This window comes from Rhodococcus sp. As11 (assembly GCF_048957735.1).
Classification (GTDB): domain Bacteria; phylum Actinomycetota; class Actinomycetes; order Mycobacteriales; family Mycobacteriaceae; genus Rhodococcus; species Rhodococcus gordoniae.
On the sequence record NZ_JARDJE010000005.1, the window covers coordinates 62,670 to 79,503 of the forward strand.

Below are 16,834 nucleotides of genomic sequence, written 5' to 3' on the forward strand. Positions count from 1 at the left end.
GTAGTACGACATGGGTTTCGGGCGCAAGCGCTCAGTGGTTCCGTTCCGCACCTCGGGTGAACTCGACGCGATGGCGGCGGCCGGAGCCGTGGTCGGTTCCGCACTCGTCGCAGTGCGTGAGGCCGCCGAGCCGGGCGTGAGCACCCTCGAACTCGACCAGGTGGCGGAATCGGTCATCCGTGACGCGGGGGCCGTTCCGTCCTTCCTGGGCTACCACGGTTTCACCGGTTCGATCTGCTCGTCGGTCAACGAGGTCGTCGTCCACGGCATCCCGTCGGCGTCGGTGGTCCTCGCGGAGGGCGATCTCGTCTCGATCGACTGCGGTGCGATCCTCGACGGCTGGCACGGCGACTCGGCGTGGACCTTCGGCATCGGCGAGCTGTCGCAGGCCGACATCGACCTCAGCGAGGCCACCCGCCTGTCGCTCGAGGCCGGCATCGCGGCGATGCTTCCGGGGAACCGTTTGACCGACGTCTCGCACGCGATCGAGCAGGGCACACACGCCGCGGAGAAGCTGCACGGCCGGTCGTACGGCATCGTCGACGGCTACGGCGGGCACGGTATCGGACGCGAGATGCACATGGATCCGTTCCTCCCCAACGAGGGCAAGCCCGGCAAGGGCCCGAAGCTCGTCGTCGGCTCGGTGCTCGCAGTCGAGCCGATGCTCACCCTCGGCACCTACGAGACCGAGGTCCTCGACGACGAGTGGACGGTCGTGACCGTCGACGGCAGCCGGGCCGCGCACTGGGAGCACACGGTCGCGGTGACCGAGGACGGCCCGCGGATCCTCACGCTCCGCCCCGAGTGACGAACCGGGTCACACCTCGACGAGGAGCGTGACGGGGCCGTCGTTGACAAGGCTCACTTCCATGTGTGCCCCGAACTTCCCCGTCTCGACGCTCGCGCCGAGATCGCGCAGGGCGTTCGCGAAGGCATCGACGAGAGGCTCGGCGACCGCACGTGGAGCGGCGGCCGACCAGGACGGGCGCCGGCTCTTCCTCGTGTCGGCCATGAGCGTGAACTGGCTGACCACGAGGATCGGAGCGTCGACGTCGGAAGCGGATCTCTCGTCCTCGAGGATGCGCATCGTCCACACCTTCCGGGCGAGCGTCGCGGCCTTCGCCTCGTCGTCGTCGTGCGTGACGCCGACGAGCACGAGAAGGCCGTGACTGCCGCCGGCCGGGATGATACGGGCCACCTCGACTCCGTCGACCGACACTGCCGCCGTGGTCACCCGTTGAATCAACGCTCGCACGCGACGTCCTCCTCGTAGTTGCAGGCACACGTGTGCCCGAGCTCATTTGTCCTGGACGGTCAACTTCCCGTACCATTGATCGGTGGTGCGCGCTGCGCTCCGATCGGTCCCGTGTCGATTTCCTGTCGAATGTCGGTTCGTGTCCGGTTCCGGAGTTGCCGAGCGTCACGGTAACGGATGCCGATGCAACCACAACGCCGAACAACGGATCGCGGAGGATATGGCTAAGAAAGACGGGGCAATCGAGGTCGAGGGCCGGGTAATCGAACCGCTGCCCAATGCGATGTTCCGCATCGAGCTGGAGAACGGGCACAAGGTTCTCGCCCACATCAGCGGAAAGATGCGTCAGCACTACATTCGTATCCTTCCCGAGGACCGCGTTGTCGTGGAGCTTTCTCCTTACGACCTCACGCGTGGACGCATCGTCTACCGCTACAAGTAACGAAGCTTCCCCGGCCACACGGTCGGGGGGAATCATGTCGCCGGGCCGGCTTCTGCCGTGTCCGGCGGCGCACATACAGGAGATCGGACTTACGTGAAGGTTCAGCCTAGCGTCAAGAAGATCTGCGAGAAGTGCAAGGTGATCCGCCGTAACGGGCGGGTCATGGTGATCTGCGAGAACCTGCGTCACAAGCAGCGTCAGGGCTAGATCCACCTTCGTCTCGAAGATCTGCTTGGCAACAAGCACGAAGACCTTCCAGCACCAGTCGCGTGGTTACGATCCTCGATCCGTCGAGGAGCTGCGCGATCAACCCCCGGTACGGAGGCCGGGGCCCCACTGTGTTCATGATCTACACAGTTCTTCGACGCAGGGGACGGGCTGGGAGCAGACCTCCGCACACCGAATAGGAATGCCACATGGCACGTCTCGCAGGTGTCGATCTTCCCCGCGAAAAGCGGATGGAGATCGCACTCACGTACATCTACGGCATCGGCCGTACCCGCTCCAAGGAGATCCTCGAGGCCACCGGCGTCAGCCCGGACCTGCGCAGCAAGGATCTGACGGACGAGGACCTCGCCAAGCTCCGCGAGTACATCGAGGAGAGCTACAAGGTCGAGGGCGACCTCCGTCGCGAGGTTCAGGCGGACATCCGCCGCAAGATCGAGATCGGCTGCTACCAGGGCCTGCGACACCGTCGTGGTCTGCCCGTGCGTGGACAGCGCACCAAGACCAACGCCCGCACCCGTAAGGGTCCGAAGCGCACCGTCGCAGGAAAGAAGAAGTAATGCCTCCCAAGTCACGCAGCACCGGTCCGAAGAAGACCCAGAAGGCACGGCGCAGGGACAAGAAGAACGTTCCGCACGGCGCCGCTCACATCAAGAGCACGTTCAACAACACCATCGTGTCCATCACGGACCCGCAGGGCAACGTGATCTCCTGGGCGTCCTCCGGCCACGTCGGCTTCAAGGGCTCGCGCAAGTCGACCCCGTTCGCCGCGCAGCTCGCCGCCGAGAACGCCGCCCGCAAGGCGCAGGAACACGGTGTCAAGAAGGTCGACGTCTTCGTCAAGGGCCCGGGTTCGGGTCGCGAGACGGCGATCCGTTCGCTCCAGGCCGCAGGCCTCGAGGTCGGCACCATCTCCGATGTCACCCCGCAGCCGCACAACGGTTGCCGTCCGCCCAAGCGGCGTCGCGTCTAACGGGAAAGGAAGGTAAAGAATAATGGCTCGTTATACCGGTCCCGTCACCCGTAAGTCGCGTCGTCTCCGTGTCGACCTGGTCGGAGGCGATCAGGCCTTCGAGCGTCGCCCCTACCCGCCCGGCCAGCACGGCCGCGCGCGGATCAAGGAGAGCGAGTACCTGCTCCAGCTGCAGGAGAAGCAGAAGGCCCGCTTCTCCTACGGTGTCATGGAGAAGCAGTTCCGCCGCTACTACGAAGAGGCCGCAAGCCGCCCCGGCAAGACCGGTGAGGTTCTGCTGGCCATCCTCGAGTCGCGTCTGGACAACGTCGTCTACCGTGCCGGCCTCGCCCGCACGCGTCGTCAGGCCCGCCAGCTGGTCAGCCACGGCCACTTCCTGGTCAACGGCAAGAAGGTCGACATCCCCAGCTACCGCGTCTCGCAGTACGACATCATCGATGTCCGCGAGAAGTCGCTGAGCACGCTACCCTTCCAGGTCGCGCGCGAGACCCAGGGCGAGCGCCCGATCCCGGGTTGGCTGCAGGTCGTCGGTCCGCGTCTGCGGGTGCTGGTCCACCAGCTCCCCGAGCGTGCACAGATCGACATCCCGCTGCAGGAACAGCTGATCGTCGAGTACTACTCGAAGTAAGACACCTCGGTGTCGTGGTGTCCTCCGGTCCACCCGGACGGGAGGACACCACTCCATTCCACTAGGGCGTCATATGGCGGACGCCCACAAGGAGGCAACAGATGCTCATCTCTCAGCGACCCACACTGACCGAAGAGGTCATCGCTGACAACCGCTCGAAGTTCGTCATCGAGCCGCTCGAGCCTGGCTTCGGGTACACCCTCGGCAACTCGCTTCGTCGCACCCTGCTCTCCTCGATCCCGGGCGCAGCCGTCACCAGCATCCGCATCGACGGCGTGCTCCACGAGTTCACCACCGTTCCCGGCGTGAAGGAGGATGTCACCGACATCATCCTGAACCTCAAGGGTCTCGTGGTCGGCTCGGAAGAGGACGAGCCGGTCACCATGTACGTCCGCAAGCAGGGACCGGGCACCGTCACGGCCGGCGACATCGTGCCCCCGGCCGGTGTCACCATCCACAACCCGGACCTGCACATCGCCACCCTGAACGACAAGGGCAAGCTGGAGATCGAGCTCGTCGTCGAGCGCGGTCGCGGCTACGTTCCTGCCGTGCAGAACAAGGCGTCCGGCGCCGAGATCGGCCGCATCCCGGTCGACTCGATCTACTCGCCGGTGCTCAAGGTGACGTACAAGGTGGAAGCGACCCGCGTCGAGCAGCGCACCGACTTCGATCGGCTCATTCTCGACGTGGAGACCAAGAACTCGATCAGCGCGCGGGACGCGCTCGCCTCGGCGGGCAAGACCCTCGTGGAGCTCTTCGGTCTGGCTCGTGAGCTGAACGTCGAAGCAGAAGGCATCGAGATCGGTCCCTCGCCCGCCGAGGCCGACCACATCGCCTCCTTCGGACTTCCGATCGAGGACCTCGACCTCACGGTCCGGTCCTACAACTGCCTCAAGCGCGAGGGTGTTCACACCGTCGGCGAGCTCGTGGCACGCACGGAGTCCGACCTGCTCGACATCCGCAACTTCGGCCAGAAGTCCATCGACGAGGTCAAGGTCAAGCTGCACTCGCTCGGCCTGTCCCTCAAGGACAGCCCGGCATCGTTCGACCCCAGCACCGTCGCCGGTTACGACGCCGCGACCGGTACCTGGAGCGACACCGACGCCGGCTCCTTCGGTGACAACGACGGCAACGAGGACTACGCCGAGACCGAGCAGCTGTAGCAGCTCACGGTCCGTTACTAGGAGAAAATCATGCCCAAGCCCAAGAAGGGCGCCCGCTTCGGCGGATCGGCCTCGCATCAGAAGGCGCTCATGGCCAACCTGGCCACCGCGCTCTTCGAGCACGGCCGCATCACCACCACCGAGGCCAAGGCCAAGGCCCTGCGCCCGTACGCCGAGAAGCTCGTCACGCACGCCAAGGCCGGCACGCTGGCCTCGCGTCGTGAGGTGCTGAAGGTCATCCGCAACAAGGACGTCGTCCACTCGCTGTTCGCGGAGATCGGTCCCTCCTTCGAGGACCGCAACGGCGGTTACACCCGCATCATCAAGACGATGCCGCGCAAGGGCGACAACGCCCCCATGGCCATCATCGAACTGGTGCGCGAGAAGACCGTCACCTCCGAGGCCGACCGCGCACGTCGCGTCGCCGCCTCGCAGGCACCCGCCGAGGACAACGCGGTCCAGGCCGTCGAGGCCGAGGCCACCGCCGCCGAGGTCGCGAACGCCGACGCCGTCGTCGAGGGTGTCGAGGACACCAACGCCACGGCTGCCGACGCACCCGAGGCCGACGAGGCCAAGAAGGACTAGTCCACTTGGTTTCGGCATCTGCTGAAGCTCACGAGCCCGCCGTCCCTTCCGAGGGCGGCGGGCTCGTGGCTTCTCACGAGACGACACGTCTGCGACTCGACATCGCCTACGACGGCACCGACTTCTCCGGCTGGGCACGGCAACCCGGTCGCCGCACGGTGTGCGGGGAGATCGAGGAGAAGATCTCCGCGATCGTCCGGACCCCCGTGCTGCTCACCGTCGCCGGTCGCACCGACGCCGGCGTGCACGCTTCCGGGCAGGTCGCCCACGTCGACGTACCCACCGCGGCGCTGCCCGACGATCCGTCGCGCTGGGTCCGGCGTCTCGCACGGTTCCTGCCCCGCGACGTGCGTGTCACCGGGATCTCCGTCGCCCCCGAGCATTTCGACGCGCGCTTCTCGGCGATCCGGCGTCACTACGAATACCGCCTCACCACAGCGGTGTACGGCGCCGAGCCGCTGCGGGCGCGCGACACCGTTTCGTGGCCGAAGGCCGTCGATCTCGATGCGATGCGACGCGCCTCGCACTCACTGCTCGGTCTCCACGACTTCGCCGCCTTCTGCAAGCGTCGCGAGGGTGCGACGACCGTACGCGAACTGCAGCGATACGACTGGACCCGTGAGGACGACATCCTCACCGCCTACGTCAGCGCCGACGCCTTCTGCTGGTCGATGGTGCGCAGTCTCGTCGGCGCGGCCCTGGCCGTGGGGGAGGGGCGCCGCAGCGTCGACTGGATGACGGCCCTGCTCGAGGCGCGCGAACGCGCGGCGTCCGTAGCGGTGGCACCGGCTCACGGCCTGTCACTGGTCCGCGTCGACTACCCTGCTGACGAGGAACTGGCCGCGCGCAACGCTGCGACGCGGGAGATGCGCGGGCCCATCACGCCCGGCTGTTGCGGATGAAGGGAACGAATGTGCGCGCACGACGGTTTGCGTTGATGGGGATGATCGGGGCGCTCGCCGTCTCGTCGCTGGTCCTGCCCGGTGCCGCGGTTGCCCACGCCGACGAGTCCCCGGCTGCCGCGACCGGCGAGACCCGGTCGCAGAGCGCGACTGTCGAACGCATCGAGAAGCACACGGACCGCGACTGGTCCTTGTTCGTGTACTCGCCGTCGATGGATCGCACGATCGAGTTGCAGGTGCTGCGTCCGGCCGACACGAGCGCTCCGCGACCGGTCTTCTACCTGCTCAACGGTGCCGGCGGGGGACAGGACCGGGCGACCTGGCGCGAGCAGACCGACGTCGTGGAGTTCTTCGGCGACAAGAACGTCAACGTCGTCACCCCGATCGGTGGCGCGTTCAGCTACTACACCGACTGGCTCGAGGACGATCCCGTTCTCGGACGCAACAAGTGGACGACCTTCCTCACCGAGGAGGTCCCGTCGGTGGTCGACGCGACGCTCGGGGCGAGCGGCCGGAACGCGATCGCGGGTGTGTCGATGTCGGCGACGTCGGCGCTGGCCCTCGCCCAGCACGCGCCGGATCTCTACCAGGGTGTGGGTTCGTACAGCGGATGCGCCGAGACCGCCACGGAGACCGGTTCGCGTTACGCGGAGATCGTCGTCGGGTTCGGGGGCGGTGAGGCCGAGAACATGTGGGGACCGGTCGCAGGCGAATACTGGAACGAACAGGACGTCGTGCGCAACGCGGAGAAGTTGCGCGGCAAGGCCGTCTACGTCTCCACGAGTAGCGGTGTCCCCGGTCCGTACGAACTGAAGGCGTGGGAGCAGTCCGGTGTCGCCGTCCTTCCCGACGTGGCTCTGCTGGGGCTCATCGAGGCCGGTGTGAGCGACTGCACGACGCGGCTGCGCGGTGCGCTGGACGCAGCCGGCGTCGAGGCGACCTATTCCATCCGGTCCGAGGGCACCCACACCTGGGGTTACTGGCAGGAGGCCTTGCACGAGTCGTGGTCGGTGCTCGGCGAGGCCATCGGCGCCTGACACGACAACACTGCGCGGCACGCGCCGAGGGGGTGAGGTCCGCGACCTCGCCCCCTCGGGCGTTCTCATGTGCTCGTCGGATCAGCCGGTCCGGGAACTCGGGGACGTTGCCGATGAGCGCATCGAGCGAACCGAGAAGCATGTGATCGTCTCCGTGTATGCGTCGATGCGCTAGAACCGAGGGGCGAGCAGGAGCCTCGCGATCATGCGATGGCCCTCGGCCTCGTAGGAGTCGTCGCCCACATGGAAAGCCCACACCGCGACCGCGACCGCCGCGCGCACGCGCTGACGGAACCAGGCCTCCGCCTCCCGCGGATCCTCTCCGTAGCCGCGCAGGAAGGCCTGCTCGGCGCCCGGAACCCGGAGGAACTCGCGCACCGCGAGCCGTTCGAAGTCCTCACCCGCGGGACGCAGGGCGGCGCGGCCGAAATCGATCACCTTCACCACTCCCGCGTCGTCGGCGAGCCAGTTCCGGCTCTGCCAATCGCCGTGGGTGGGCACCAGGGTGGCCGTCGGTGTCGGCCATCCTTCGACCATCGCCCGCAGCCGGCCGGCGGCCTCGGGACCGATGCGGTGCGCCGCCGCCAGCCACCGCAGGGTCTTCGCGTTCGCCGATCGCTCGTACCCCTCGTCCACGATCCGCTCCTGGCGGTGGAACTGCGCGAGCAGCGCCCCGGCCTGCTCGTAGACATCGAGGGACGACGAGGCTGCCGTACCCTGGATCAACCGGCCCGGAAGATACTCCGTCACCACGAGTTTCGTCGCCCGGTCGGCGAACACCATCCGGGCGGCCCGCCCGCACCCCACCCACGGACCGGTCCAGCGCTCGTGGGCGCTGATCTCGCGTCCGATGTGGCGATCGGGCGCCCCACCGGCCTTCACGACGAGCCGACCCTCGGCGGTGTCGATCGCGAGGACGGTGGTCGACACCAGTCCCCAGCTCATGTCGGCGACCACGACCGTGCGGCCGAATCGCTGCGTCAGCAGGTGACGTTGCTGTGGGGTGAGCCGCTCCAGGGCGTCCGGCATGAAGGCACTCTAGCGACCTTCGTGCCGTGCGGCTGTCGTCCGATCGGTTATCCCGCCAGCGACCGCGCGATCACCAGCCGCTGAATCTGATTGGTGCCCTCGAAGATCTGGGTGATCTTCGCATCGCGCATGAAACGCTCGACCGGGAAGTCGCGGGTGTAGCCGTATCCACCGAGGACCTGGACGGCATCCGTCGTGACCTTCATCGCGGCGTCCGTCGCGACGAGCTTGGCCACCGACGCCTGCCGCGAGTAGGGCCGACCGGCATCCTTGCGCCGGGCGGCGTCGAGATAGGTGGCGCGGGCGGAGTCGACCGCGGCGGCCATGTCGGCGAGGACGAACCCGAGGCCCTGATGGTCGATGATGCGCTTGCCGAAGGCCTGCCGTTCCTTGGCGTAGGCCGTCGCCTCGTCGAGAGCGGCCTGGGCCAGGCCCGTCGCGACCGCGGCGATCCCCAGGCGTCCGGAGTCCAGCGCGCTGAACGCGATCGGCAGCCCCTGCCCCTCGGCGCCGATCCGGCGTTCGGCCGGGACGAAGGCGTCGTCGTAGTGGGCGGAGGTGGTGGGGATCGCGTGCAGGCCCATCTTCTCCTCGGGCTTGCCGAAGGACAGGCCCTCGGTGCCGGCGGGCACGAGGAAGCACGAGATGCCCTTGCTGCCGGTGTCGGCCGTGCGGGCGAACAGGGTGTAGAAGTCGGCCTTGCCGCCGTTGGTGATCCACGCTTTCGAGCCCGTGATGCGGTAGCCGCCCTCGACGGGCTTCGCGCGGCACGCGAGCGCCGCGGCGTCGGAACCGGCCTGCGGCTCGGACAGGCTGTATGCACCGATGGTGTTGCCGCCCAGCATCTCCGGAAGCCACGTGTTCTTCTGCTCGTCGGTGCCGTGGGTGGCGAGCGCGAAGCACGACAGGCCGTGCACACTCACCGCGACCGCCACTGCGGCCCAACGGGCGCCGAGTTCTTCGAGGACCTGCAGGTACACCTCGTACGGCTGGTCGCCGCCGCCGAACTCCTCGGGGTACGGCAGGCTCAGCAGTCCGGCGGCGCCGAGTGCGGGGAACACGCCTTCGGGGAAGGTCTCCGCGCGTTCGTGCTCGTCGACGCGCGGCGCGAGCACCTTGTCGGCGACGTCGCGGGTGAGGTCGATCAGGTCATAGGCCTCGCGGGTGGGAAGCAGACGCTCGACGGGCACGGTGGTTCCTCCTGGAAGGCTGGGACCGAAAGTAGTACTGACCATGATACTGCAGTACTGTTTTCCGTATGGCAAGAGTCGGTAGCCGGCGACCCACCGCCCGGCAGGCCCAACTGTTCGACGATCTGGTCGCGTTGTTCCTGGCAGAAGGCTTCGCACACCTGACCCTCGACGACGTCGCCGCGCGCCTGCGCTGCTCCAAATCCACGCTCTACGCACTCGCGGAGAACAAGAACCGGCTCGTCCACGCGGCGACCGTGCACTTCTTCAAGGGTGCCGCCGAGCGGGTCGAGGCCGACGTCGCACAGGCCGCGGACGCACAGGCACGCATCGGCACCTATCTCGAGGCCGTGGGACGCGAACTCGAACCGGCGTCCTCCCGATTCATGGAGGACATCGCCCACACGCCGGTCGCGCGCGAGGTGTACGAACGCAACACCCGCTTCGCTGCCGACCGGGTCCGCCAGCTCATCGCCGACGGCGTCACGTCCGGCGAACTGCGCGACGTCCACGCCGCCTTCGTCGCCGATGTCGTCGCGTCGGTCATGGTCCGCATCCAGCAACGACAGGTGGCCGAGGCGACGGGACTCGAAGACGCACGCGCCTACCGCGAACTCGCCGCACTGCTCGCACACGGACTGTCCGCCGCGCCCCACCTACGATCGACCCCATGACCACGGCAGTACCGAACGAACCGATCCGTCTCGAGGTCGTCGTCGCGAGTGTCCGTGCCGGTCGCATCGCCCCGATCGTCGCCGACTGGTTCGCGGCCACCGCGCGGAGCCGCTCCGAGTTCGACGTCGGCGTTCTCGATCTCGCCGAGACCCCGCTCCCGCAGGACCTCTCGGGCGGGCCCGGCGCCGACGCCTTCACCCGTCGTATCGGTGCCGCGGACGCCTTCGTGGTGGTGACCTCCGAGTACAACCACGGCTATCCCGCCGCACTGAAGACGGCCATCGACACCGTCAAGCACGAATGGCGCACCAAACCGGTCGGATTCGTCTCCTACGGCGGCCTGTCCGGCGGCCTGCGCGCGGTCGAACAGCTGCGGCAGGTCGTCGTCGAGGTCCACATGGTGCCGGTGCGGCAGTCGGTGAGTTTCCACCGCGTCAAGCACGCCTTCGCTGCCGACGGCACCACCACGGACGAGGCCGCGATCGACGGCGCGGAACGCATGCTCGACCAGATCGTATGGTGGGCGCGCACCGTCCGTGCCGGAAGCGCCCTCGACCGTTATCCCGGCTGAGGCGCCGGATCCGCCATGCGCGACCGGCCGAGATGGGTGCTCTCCGCCGCGATCGTCACGAGGGTGAGGGGTGTGCGTTCGTCGCCCGACGTGAGCACGACGCGGTCCCCGGCCGCCCCGGGCTGCAGCAGCGACACCGTGGGACGCTCGCGCGGCCATCCGTCCGGGTGGATGTGCACGTGGATCGCGGTCGCGTGCGGCATGGACGAGGTGGGCGGGACACCGTCGTAGACGACCGTATCGAAATCACGGTCGCCCGCGTACTCGCCCGCCAGCCGCAGCCGGTCGGGTCCGGCGGCGGATCCGACCAGGCCGCGCCACGCGCCGGGGCGGTCGGTGTGGACGACGACCCGCGCCCCCACCGCGACGGCCCGGAAGACCACCTGCCGGGCGAGGTACAACTCGCCCGCGATATGGACCGAGCGGATGCCGGGACCGGTGAGGCGGGCGGTGACGGCGCGACCGGCGTCGTCCGATCCGACGAGTTGCCCGCACCCGCCGGCCGGCAGGGCGAGGGCATCGAGTTCCTCGGCGTCCGACTCGCGCAGGGGAACGAGCTCCTCCAGATGGGGGACACCGAGTGGCAGTGCTGCTGTGAGAAGTTCGGCGTGACGCCCGTAGGCCGGAAGCAGACCCGCAGCGGACGGGACGTCCGGCTCGCGCGTGGTGAACCGTGCCAGTGCCCCGAGCCGGACCGAACCGCGGTCGCCCGGCCGCAGCCGGAGTACCAGCGTCGACGCCGACGTCGGATGTGCCCACACCGCGGCGGTGTGGTGCCGGTCGATCCGTCGGGGTTCGAACACCCCTCCGGAATCGAAGGCGGAGGACAACGTGACGTGCCGGTGCGTCGGTACCCATTCCGTCGCCGGCACACCGTGGGAGATGCGCAGTGCCGCCTGTTCGATCTCGTTCGCGTTCAGCAGCCGCGCGGCGTATCCGTCGTCGCCGAGTGCGCGGATCACACGCCGCCCCGCCGCGACGACCGTGCGCGCGGCGCCCTCGGAGCCGCCGCCCCGGCGGGCCGCGGCGGCCGCACAGGACGTGACATCGAGGCGGAGCACCACGCGGACCGTACGTTCGGCAGCGGCAGGAAGCGGTCCGAGCAACTGCGCGTAGGCCTGTCCGGCGGGCGTCGAGTCGAGAACCCGGCGCCCCTGCACCACGACGTCGATCCCGTCGAGGACGATGTCGTGCCGGTACAGGCATGCGGCGATCGCACTCAGGGGGAGTGTTCGTCCCGATTCCTCGCTGTCACGGCCGAGCCTGGTGATCCTGCCGGCCGGTGGCGCGAGCTCGAGGACGACGGTCGCGTACGGGCCGTCCCATCGCACCCCCACCGGACCTGCCGCCCCGGCGTGGAAGTCGCGGAGGACACCCGACACGGGAACGCCGCCGGGGCGGCGCAAGACGGTCGCGATCCAGTCGGCTGTACCGCGTCCGCCGATCCGGAGGAGGCACGCCGCGGCGACCGGTACGGCGATCGCACAGGCCACCCACGCGGACGACCCCAGCGCCACCGCGAGCACCCCCATGGCGACGGCCACGCACTGCGCCCCCGTCAACCGGACTGCGACACGACTTCTCGCTTCACCTGCCGCGGTGACGATTCGCGCGTCCTCCGACGCGGTCACGAATTGCGCGTGCTCCGACGCGGACACGGTCCGTTGCATCGATCCCCCCGAACGACGGCCGGCAATCATTTCGACGCGGTACCGGCCTTCCCCTGTGCCGCGCGGCGCGCGTGCGATGAGCGCCCGACAGGACTGTACTGTGTTGCGCCAGAGAGCGTGCCGTACGGGGGGAGATCGATGGCAGCGCAACCGACCACACGGTGGCAGGTCAGTGGATACCGGTTCCTGGCACGACGCATGGATCATGCGTTGGTGCGGGGAGACGTACGGATGATCCACGACCCCATGCGTTCCCAGTTCCGGGCATCGGTCGTCGGAACGGTCGTCGCGTGTGTCGTGCTGGGAGGCTGTGCCGCACTCGCCCTGTTCCGTCCCCAGGACCGGATCGGTGATGCCGCCGTCGTCGTCGGACGCGACTCCGGTGCGCTCTACGTCGCGATCGACACGACCTTCCACCCCGTCCTGAACCTGGCGTCGGCGCGGTTGATCCTCGGAGCTCCGGCCGAACCGGCGGTCGTGGCCGACGAGGAACTGACGAAGCGTCCGCGCGGCCCGCTCGTAGGGATACCGGGTGCGCCGTCCTCCCTGGTCCACGACGCGGAGGACACGCCGTGGACGGTCTGCGACGTCGCCGACCCCGACGGCCTGCAGTCCTCGACCACCGCCGTGCTCGCGGGCACCCCCGATCATCGGACGGGATCGGTGCTCGACGACGACGAAGCGCTCCTCGTGACGGCGGACGGCAGGTACCACCTGCTCTACGAGGGCAGACGCGCCGAGATCGATCCGAACGACCGGTCGCTCGTGCGGCTGCTGGGCATCGACATCTCCCGCGCACGACCCGCGAGTACCGGACTGCTCGCCGCCGTCCCGGAGGTGCCGAGGCTGACCGCACCTCCCATCGCCGGAGCCGGGGGTCCGCCGGTCGTGCCGATCCCGGGTACGCGCATCGGGTCGGTCGTCGCGGTGTCCGAACCCGACGGCCAGAGTTTCCACGTGGTGCTCGGGAACGGTGTGCAGGAGGTGTCACGGGCCACCGCGCACCTCATCCACTTCTCGGATTCGCAGGGGGCACCGGAGATTCCGGTGGTACCGCCCGACGTCCTCGCGGCCGCGCCGACGGTGCACGAACTCCCGGTCGACACCTTTCCCGAGTCCGTCCCGCGGATCGTCGACCCGGGGGAGAGCCCGGTGGCCTGCTCGACCTGGCAACCCGACGCGGGTGAGGACGACCGGCACCGGTCGTCGCTGCGACTGTCGGCGGGGACCGCGCTGCCCGTGGGGAAGGACGCCGTCCCCGTGACCCCGGCTCAGGCCGACGGTGCGGGACCACAGGTCGACGCGATCCACATCCCGCCGGGCCGTGGCCGATACGTGCAGGCCACCTCGCTGACCTCCGATACCGACCGACTCGGGTCGTTGTTCTACGTCGCCGACACCGGTGTGCGATACGGCATCACCGATGCGGCCGCCGCTGCGGCGCTCGGCTTCACGGATCCACCCGTCCGGGTCCCGTGGCCCGTCCTGCAGCTACTTGCTCCGGGACCCACGCTCGGCCGGGAGCAGGCGCTGCTCGCACACGACGGTGTCGCTGCCGATCCGGGAGCGGTCCCCGTACGGGCCGGCAACCGGCCGTCAGGTCCGTGACCGGGTGAGGCGTCGTGCCGGTGCGGTGAGGACGAGAACGAGGACGGTCACGGTGAGCACGGCCGCAGCCGAGACCAGCGCGATGCTGCGCGGCCGGTGATCCGGTACCGGGGGAGAGTTCGGTTCGTCCACGGACACCGCCGGCACCGGCGCCGCGCGATCGGCCGGCAATGGGGCGGTGACGGCCGCGAGCGGATCGACGACACCGTGCCCCACCCGTGGATTCCACCCTTCCGCAGGAGAGTGGGCGGTCCTCTCGATGCGCGCCATCACCTCCCGCGCGGACAACCGGGGGTGCCGGGACCGCACGAGCGCGACCGTCGCCGCGACGAGCGGTGCCGCGAAACTCGTTCCGGACACCGGCCTGCCGCCTTGCGGGCCGGGAATCAGATCGGCCAGTCCGTCGGTGCCGGGATCGAGCGACACGAGCCCGCTCCCGGGAGCAGCGACATCGACCCACGGCCCGGGAAGGCTGTATTCGGCGGGGGTACCGTCGTCCTCGACCGCGCCGACGGTGAGGACGTACTCGTCGTACCAGGCGGGAGACGCCAGGGTGACGACCGAATCCCACGGATCGGCACCGGGATCGGCCGGATCCACCGAGGACGGATTGCCCTCGCGGCAGGTGTCGGTGTTGCCGGCCGCCGCGACGACGACCGCGTCGTGCACATCGGTCGCGTACTGCACCGCCGCTCCCAGCGGACCGTCGGCGAGACCCTCGGCGACGGTCCGGCACGCGACCTCCGAGATGTTGACGACGGTGGCGCCGAGATCCACGGCGCGACGGACGGCCGCGGCGAGGGTCCGCACGTCGCCGTACCCGGATGCGTTGCGCGCAGCATCGTCGTCCGGCCGGGAGCGATCGGCGAAATGACCGCTGGACTGACGGATGGCGATCACCTCCACCTCGGGCGCGCCGCCGGCGAAGCCCGAGCCGGGTGCCGGGCGTGCCGCGATCAGTCCGGCGACGAGGGTGCCGTGCGCGTCGCAATCCTCGGTGCCGTCGCCCGTGGACACGTAGTCGCCGCCCGGCAGCGGAGCCGGCAGGCGCGGGTGCGGATGGACTCCGGTGTCGATGACGGCGACGACCTGTCCGGCCCCGCGTGTGATCGGCCAGACCGACGCGAAGTCGAGGATCCGTTGTGCCCGAGGGATCTGCGGCCCGTCGGGGGCGCGGGGAAGCTCCGCGCACAGCACCCGCAGTTCGGTGGCCTCGGGAGGTGCGGGCGTCGCCCCGGGAGGCAGTTGCGCGGGATCGGGTACCGGCGGCGCGGCGGCCGCGACACCCGTCGGGGCGGATGCCAGCAGGAGGGCCACGAGAAGGACCGTGAACGCCCGTAGCGGCTGCACCGTCACAGTCCGCGGATCGCCGCGTACACGCCGGCGACCCAGCACGCCAGTGGCACGACGGTTGTGATGGTCGCGTACTCGGCGAGTTCGGCGATCCGGCGCTGTACCGGAGTGAACGTCCGTCGCGGTGCGACCGCACCGAAGAGGAAGCCGGCAGACGCGAGTCCGGTTGCCGCCGTGAACGCCGCCCACGGTGGCAGCACCCCGGTCGCCGATGCACTCGCGAGCAACCCGAGCAGAAGCACCGCGCCGCCCGCTACGAGCGGAGCGGCCTGTGCGGCCGCGGTGTAGGTACGCCCCCGGAAGACCAGTACGACGGCTGCCGCAACGGCCAGTGCCACCGCGGGAACGAAGACCTCTCCGCCCCAAGGGAATGCGGCCCACCACGCCCCGGCCGCCGTGAGTACGACCACGGCGTGGACCATCCCGGTGAGTGCGCTCCGCGCGCGGTCGGCGCGGTGTTCGAGCTCCGCCGGTGACGGCAGTCCCGATATGTTCCCGTCCTCGGACGTCTCCGATTCGGGCGGTGCGCCGGGTGCGGGGACCGGCGGGATGGGAAGTTTCGCGAGCATCCCCGCGAGACGAGGCGCCATCCCGGCGAGCAGCAGTGCGGCCACCACCGTTCCGGCTCCGAGGGCACGCGCCTCGAGATCGGTGGTCGAGGCGAGGACGGCGTTCACGCCGGCACCCGCAGCGATCACGGCGACCGCCGTGCACGACGCGAGGCCGATGCGGGCGACGCGCACAGCGATCACCGCGATCGTGCCGGTGAGTGCCGCCGCGAGAACGAGGCGAGGTGCCGGCGAACTCCCCGGGACGAGCAGCGCGCCGGCGGTCGACGCGAGTGGGAAGGCGCACCACAACAGCGCGGTGGCGGTGCGTCGATCGTCGTGCAGTCGCGCGAGGATGCCCGCGGCGAGCAGCAACAGAAGCGGCAGCACCGCGCACAGCCCACCCAGGACGAGACGGCTCACGCCGTCGGGCAGGGACAGCAACGGCAGGCATCCCGCAGCGAGGGCGACCGGGCCCAGGACCGCTGCCAGGAGACCCGCCGGACCCGCACCCCACGGCGTCGCCGTCCGGTCCGAGGATGCGACGCTGTACATGACGTCGTCGAACAACGGTGGAGGAGCGGGTGATCCGGCGTCCTCCAGGACGAGGATCTCGCCGTCGCGGACGCCGTGTTCGTCGAGGCTCAGCGCACCGGGCAGAGGAGCCCGGCCGATGCGTGCGAGCGCCCAGCCGTCGGGTTCCGTACGTTCCGGCGTCGCGTCGAAGTCGTTGTCCGGCCGGTGCCCGGCGACGAGATCCACGATCCCCGGCAGCAGCAGCGCCACCGGAACGTCGAGGGGCAGAGCGAGATCGACCTCGGTGTGGCGGGCGAGTACGGTGATCCGGCACAGATCCGGGGCTCCCACCTGCCCCGGGGTCTCGGATCGCGCACGCACAGATGTCATCGGCCTCGGTTCCCCCCGTCACTGCAGTCCGAACGACGCAGACCATACGACATCGTCCCGGGCGATGTCCCGTC

The 16,834-nt window shown here is 69.3% G+C and carries 19 protein-coding genes; 13 read left to right on the forward strand and 6 right to left on the reverse strand.

Annotation, left to right across the window (positions count from 1 at the left end):
* Positions 1 to 10: 10 nt before the first annotated feature.
* Positions 11 to 808 carry a type I methionyl aminopeptidase gene (map, locus tag PV766_RS08125; protein WP_016932430.1) on the forward strand — a complete coding sequence of 266 codons (798 nt, stop codon included), beginning with the start codon at positions 11 to 13 and terminating at the stop codon, positions 806 to 808.
* A gap of 9 nt (positions 809 to 817) precedes the next feature.
* On the opposite strand, the gene dtd is transcribed toward map, so the two are convergent.
* Entirely contained in the window at positions 818 to 1,255 is a 438-nt protein-coding gene (gene dtd / locus PV766_RS08130) for a D-aminoacyl-tRNA deacylase (RefSeq protein WP_129976486.1), read from the reverse strand.
* 220 nt (positions 1,256 to 1,475) lie between these two features.
* Between dtd and infA the strand changes: the two genes are divergently transcribed.
* The 9 genes from infA (at position 1,476) to PV766_RS08175 (ending at position 7,210) form a co-directional block, all read left to right on the forward strand.
* The gene (infA, locus tag PV766_RS08135; RefSeq protein WP_006554587.1) at positions 1,476 to 1,697 is read left to right on the forward strand and encodes a translation initiation factor IF-1; all 222 of its coding nucleotides are present in this window, start codon (positions 1,476 to 1,478) and stop codon (positions 1,695 to 1,697) included.
* A 93-nt stretch (positions 1,698 to 1,790) separates the two neighbouring features.
* Positions 1,791 to 1,904, forward strand: coding sequence for a 50S ribosomal protein L36 (gene rpmJ, locus PV766_RS08140; RefSeq protein WP_003938068.1), 114 nt, complete (start codon positions 1,791 to 1,793; stop codon positions 1,902 to 1,904).
* A gap of 209 nt (positions 1,905 to 2,113) precedes the next feature.
* A complete protein-coding gene (gene rpsM, locus PV766_RS08145) occupies positions 2,114 to 2,482 on the forward strand; it encodes a 30S ribosomal protein S13 (RefSeq protein WP_016932426.1) in 369 nt (122 codons plus the stop codon).
* A complete protein-coding gene (gene rpsK / locus PV766_RS08150) occupies positions 2,482 to 2,895 on the forward strand; it encodes a 30S ribosomal protein S11 (RefSeq protein WP_006554585.1) in 414 nt (137 codons plus the stop codon). The genes rpsM and rpsK overlap by 1 nt, the downstream gene beginning before the upstream one ends.
* A gap of 22 nt (positions 2,896 to 2,917) precedes the next feature.
* A complete protein-coding gene (gene rpsD / locus PV766_RS08155; RefSeq protein ID WP_016932425.1) occupies positions 2,918 to 3,523 on the forward strand; it encodes a 30S ribosomal protein S4 in 606 nt (201 codons plus the stop codon).
* A gap of 101 nt (positions 3,524 to 3,624) precedes the next feature.
* Positions 3,625 to 4,686, forward strand: coding sequence for a DNA-directed RNA polymerase subunit alpha (locus PV766_RS08160; RefSeq protein ID WP_016932424.1), 1,062 nt, complete (start codon positions 3,625 to 3,627; stop codon positions 4,684 to 4,686).
* A 30-nt stretch (positions 4,687 to 4,716) separates the two neighbouring features.
* The gene (gene rplQ / locus PV766_RS08165; protein ID WP_421096838.1) at positions 4,717 to 5,271 is read left to right on the forward strand and encodes a 50S ribosomal protein L17; all 555 of its coding nucleotides are present in this window, start codon (positions 4,717 to 4,719) and stop codon (positions 5,269 to 5,271) included.
* 65 nt (positions 5,272 to 5,336) lie between these two features.
* Positions 5,337 to 6,173: a tRNA pseudouridine(38-40) synthase TruA gene (truA, locus tag PV766_RS08170; protein ID WP_245959018.1), complete on the forward strand. Its 837-nt coding sequence runs from the start codon at positions 5,337 to 5,339 to the stop codon at positions 6,171 to 6,173.
* A gap of 35 nt (positions 6,174 to 6,208) precedes the next feature.
* Entirely contained in the window at positions 6,209 to 7,210 is a 1,002-nt protein-coding gene (locus PV766_RS08175; protein ID WP_421096925.1) for an alpha/beta hydrolase, read from the forward strand.
* Positions 7,211 to 7,381: 171 nt separating this feature from the next.
* On the opposite strand, the gene PV766_RS08180 is transcribed toward PV766_RS08175, so the two are convergent.
* Positions 7,382 to 8,239, reverse strand: a complete 858-nt coding sequence (locus PV766_RS08180) for a phosphotransferase family protein (RefSeq protein ID WP_242496680.1) — start codon at positions 8,237 to 8,239, stop codon at positions 7,382 to 7,384.
* A 47-nt stretch (positions 8,240 to 8,286) separates the two neighbouring features.
* Complete coding sequence (locus PV766_RS08185) at positions 8,287 to 9,429, reverse strand: acyl-CoA dehydrogenase family protein (protein ID WP_129976485.1); 1,143 nt, start codon at positions 9,427 to 9,429, stop codon at positions 8,287 to 8,289.
* Positions 9,430 to 9,497: 68 nt separating this feature from the next.
* On the opposite strand from PV766_RS08185, the gene PV766_RS08190 reads away from it, so the two are divergent.
* Both PV766_RS08190 and PV766_RS08195 read left to right on the forward strand, forming a co-directional pair.
* A complete protein-coding gene (locus PV766_RS08190; RefSeq protein WP_026002907.1) occupies positions 9,498 to 10,103 on the forward strand; it encodes a TetR/AcrR family transcriptional regulator in 606 nt (201 codons plus the stop codon).
* Positions 10,100 to 10,675: an NADPH-dependent FMN reductase gene (locus PV766_RS08195; RefSeq protein WP_016932418.1), complete on the forward strand. Its 576-nt coding sequence runs from the start codon at positions 10,100 to 10,102 to the stop codon at positions 10,673 to 10,675. Before PV766_RS08190 ends, PV766_RS08195 begins: the two co-directional genes overlap by 4 nt.
* On the opposite strand, the gene eccE is transcribed toward PV766_RS08195, so the two are convergent.
* Positions 10,663 to 12,306 (reverse strand): type VII secretion protein EccE, encoded by a 1,644-nt coding sequence (eccE, locus tag PV766_RS08200; RefSeq protein WP_421096839.1) that lies wholly within the window; start codon positions 12,304 to 12,306, stop codon positions 10,663 to 10,665. The two genes, PV766_RS08195 and eccE, sit on opposite strands and share 13 nt — an antisense overlap.
* Before the next feature lie 177 nt (positions 12,307 to 12,483).
* On the opposite strand from eccE, the gene eccB reads away from it, so the two are divergent.
* Complete coding sequence (gene eccB / locus PV766_RS08205) at positions 12,484 to 13,953, forward strand: type VII secretion protein EccB (protein ID WP_421096840.1); 1,470 nt, start codon at positions 12,484 to 12,486, stop codon at positions 13,951 to 13,953.
* Here the strand turns inward: eccB and mycP are convergent.
* Both mycP and eccD read right to left on the reverse strand, forming a co-directional pair.
* Positions 13,942 to 15,270: a type VII secretion-associated serine protease mycosin gene (gene mycP, locus PV766_RS08210; RefSeq protein WP_421096841.1), complete on the reverse strand. Its 1,329-nt coding sequence runs from the start codon at positions 15,268 to 15,270 to the stop codon at positions 13,942 to 13,944. The genes eccB and mycP overlap by 12 nt on opposite strands.
* A gap of 35 nt (positions 15,271 to 15,305) precedes the next feature.
* Positions 15,306 to 16,760 carry a type VII secretion integral membrane protein EccD gene (gene eccD, locus PV766_RS08215; protein WP_255161421.1) on the reverse strand — a complete coding sequence of 485 codons (1,455 nt, stop codon included), beginning with the start codon at positions 16,758 to 16,760 and terminating at the stop codon, positions 15,306 to 15,308.
* Positions 16,761 to 16,834: the final 74 nt, after the last annotated feature.

Coding starts and splice junctions, on each gene's coding strand:
- rpsD (WP_016932425.1), top strand. CDS start 2,918: ATGGCTCGTTATACCGGTCCCGTCACCCGTAAGTCGCGTCGTCTCCGT.
- rpsK (WP_006554585.1), top strand. CDS start 2,482: ATGCCTCCCAAGTCACGCAGCACCGGTCCGAAGAAGACCCAGAAGGCA.
- eccB (WP_421096840.1), top strand. CDS start 12,484: ATGGCAGCGCAACCGACCACACGGTGGCAGGTCAGTGGATACCGGTTC.
- rplQ (WP_421096838.1), top strand. CDS start 4,717: ATGCCCAAGCCCAAGAAGGGCGCCCGCTTCGGCGGATCGGCCTCGCAT.
- PV766_RS08175 (WP_421096925.1), top strand. CDS start 6,209: ATGGGGATGATCGGGGCGCTCGCCGTCTCGTCGCTGGTCCTGCCCGGT.
- PV766_RS08160 (WP_016932424.1), top strand. CDS start 3,625: ATGCTCATCTCTCAGCGACCCACACTGACCGAAGAGGTCATCGCTGAC.
- eccD (WP_255161421.1), bottom strand. CDS start 16,760: ATGACATCTGTGCGTGCGCGATCCGAGACCCCGGGGCAGGTGGGAGCC.
- rpsM (WP_016932426.1), top strand. CDS start 2,114: ATGGCACGTCTCGCAGGTGTCGATCTTCCCCGCGAAAAGCGGATGGAG.
- PV766_RS08180 (WP_242496680.1), bottom strand. CDS start 8,239: ATGCCGGACGCCCTGGAGCGGCTCACCCCACAGCAACGTCACCTGCTG.
- infA (WP_006554587.1), top strand. CDS start 1,476: ATGGCTAAGAAAGACGGGGCAATCGAGGTCGAGGGCCGGGTAATCGAA.
- map (WP_016932430.1), top strand. CDS start 11: ATGGGTTTCGGGCGCAAGCGCTCAGTGGTTCCGTTCCGCACCTCGGGT.
- PV766_RS08190 (WP_026002907.1), top strand. CDS start 9,498: ATGGCAAGAGTCGGTAGCCGGCGACCCACCGCCCGGCAGGCCCAACTG.
- PV766_RS08195 (WP_016932418.1), top strand. CDS start 10,100: ATGACCACGGCAGTACCGAACGAACCGATCCGTCTCGAGGTCGTCGTC.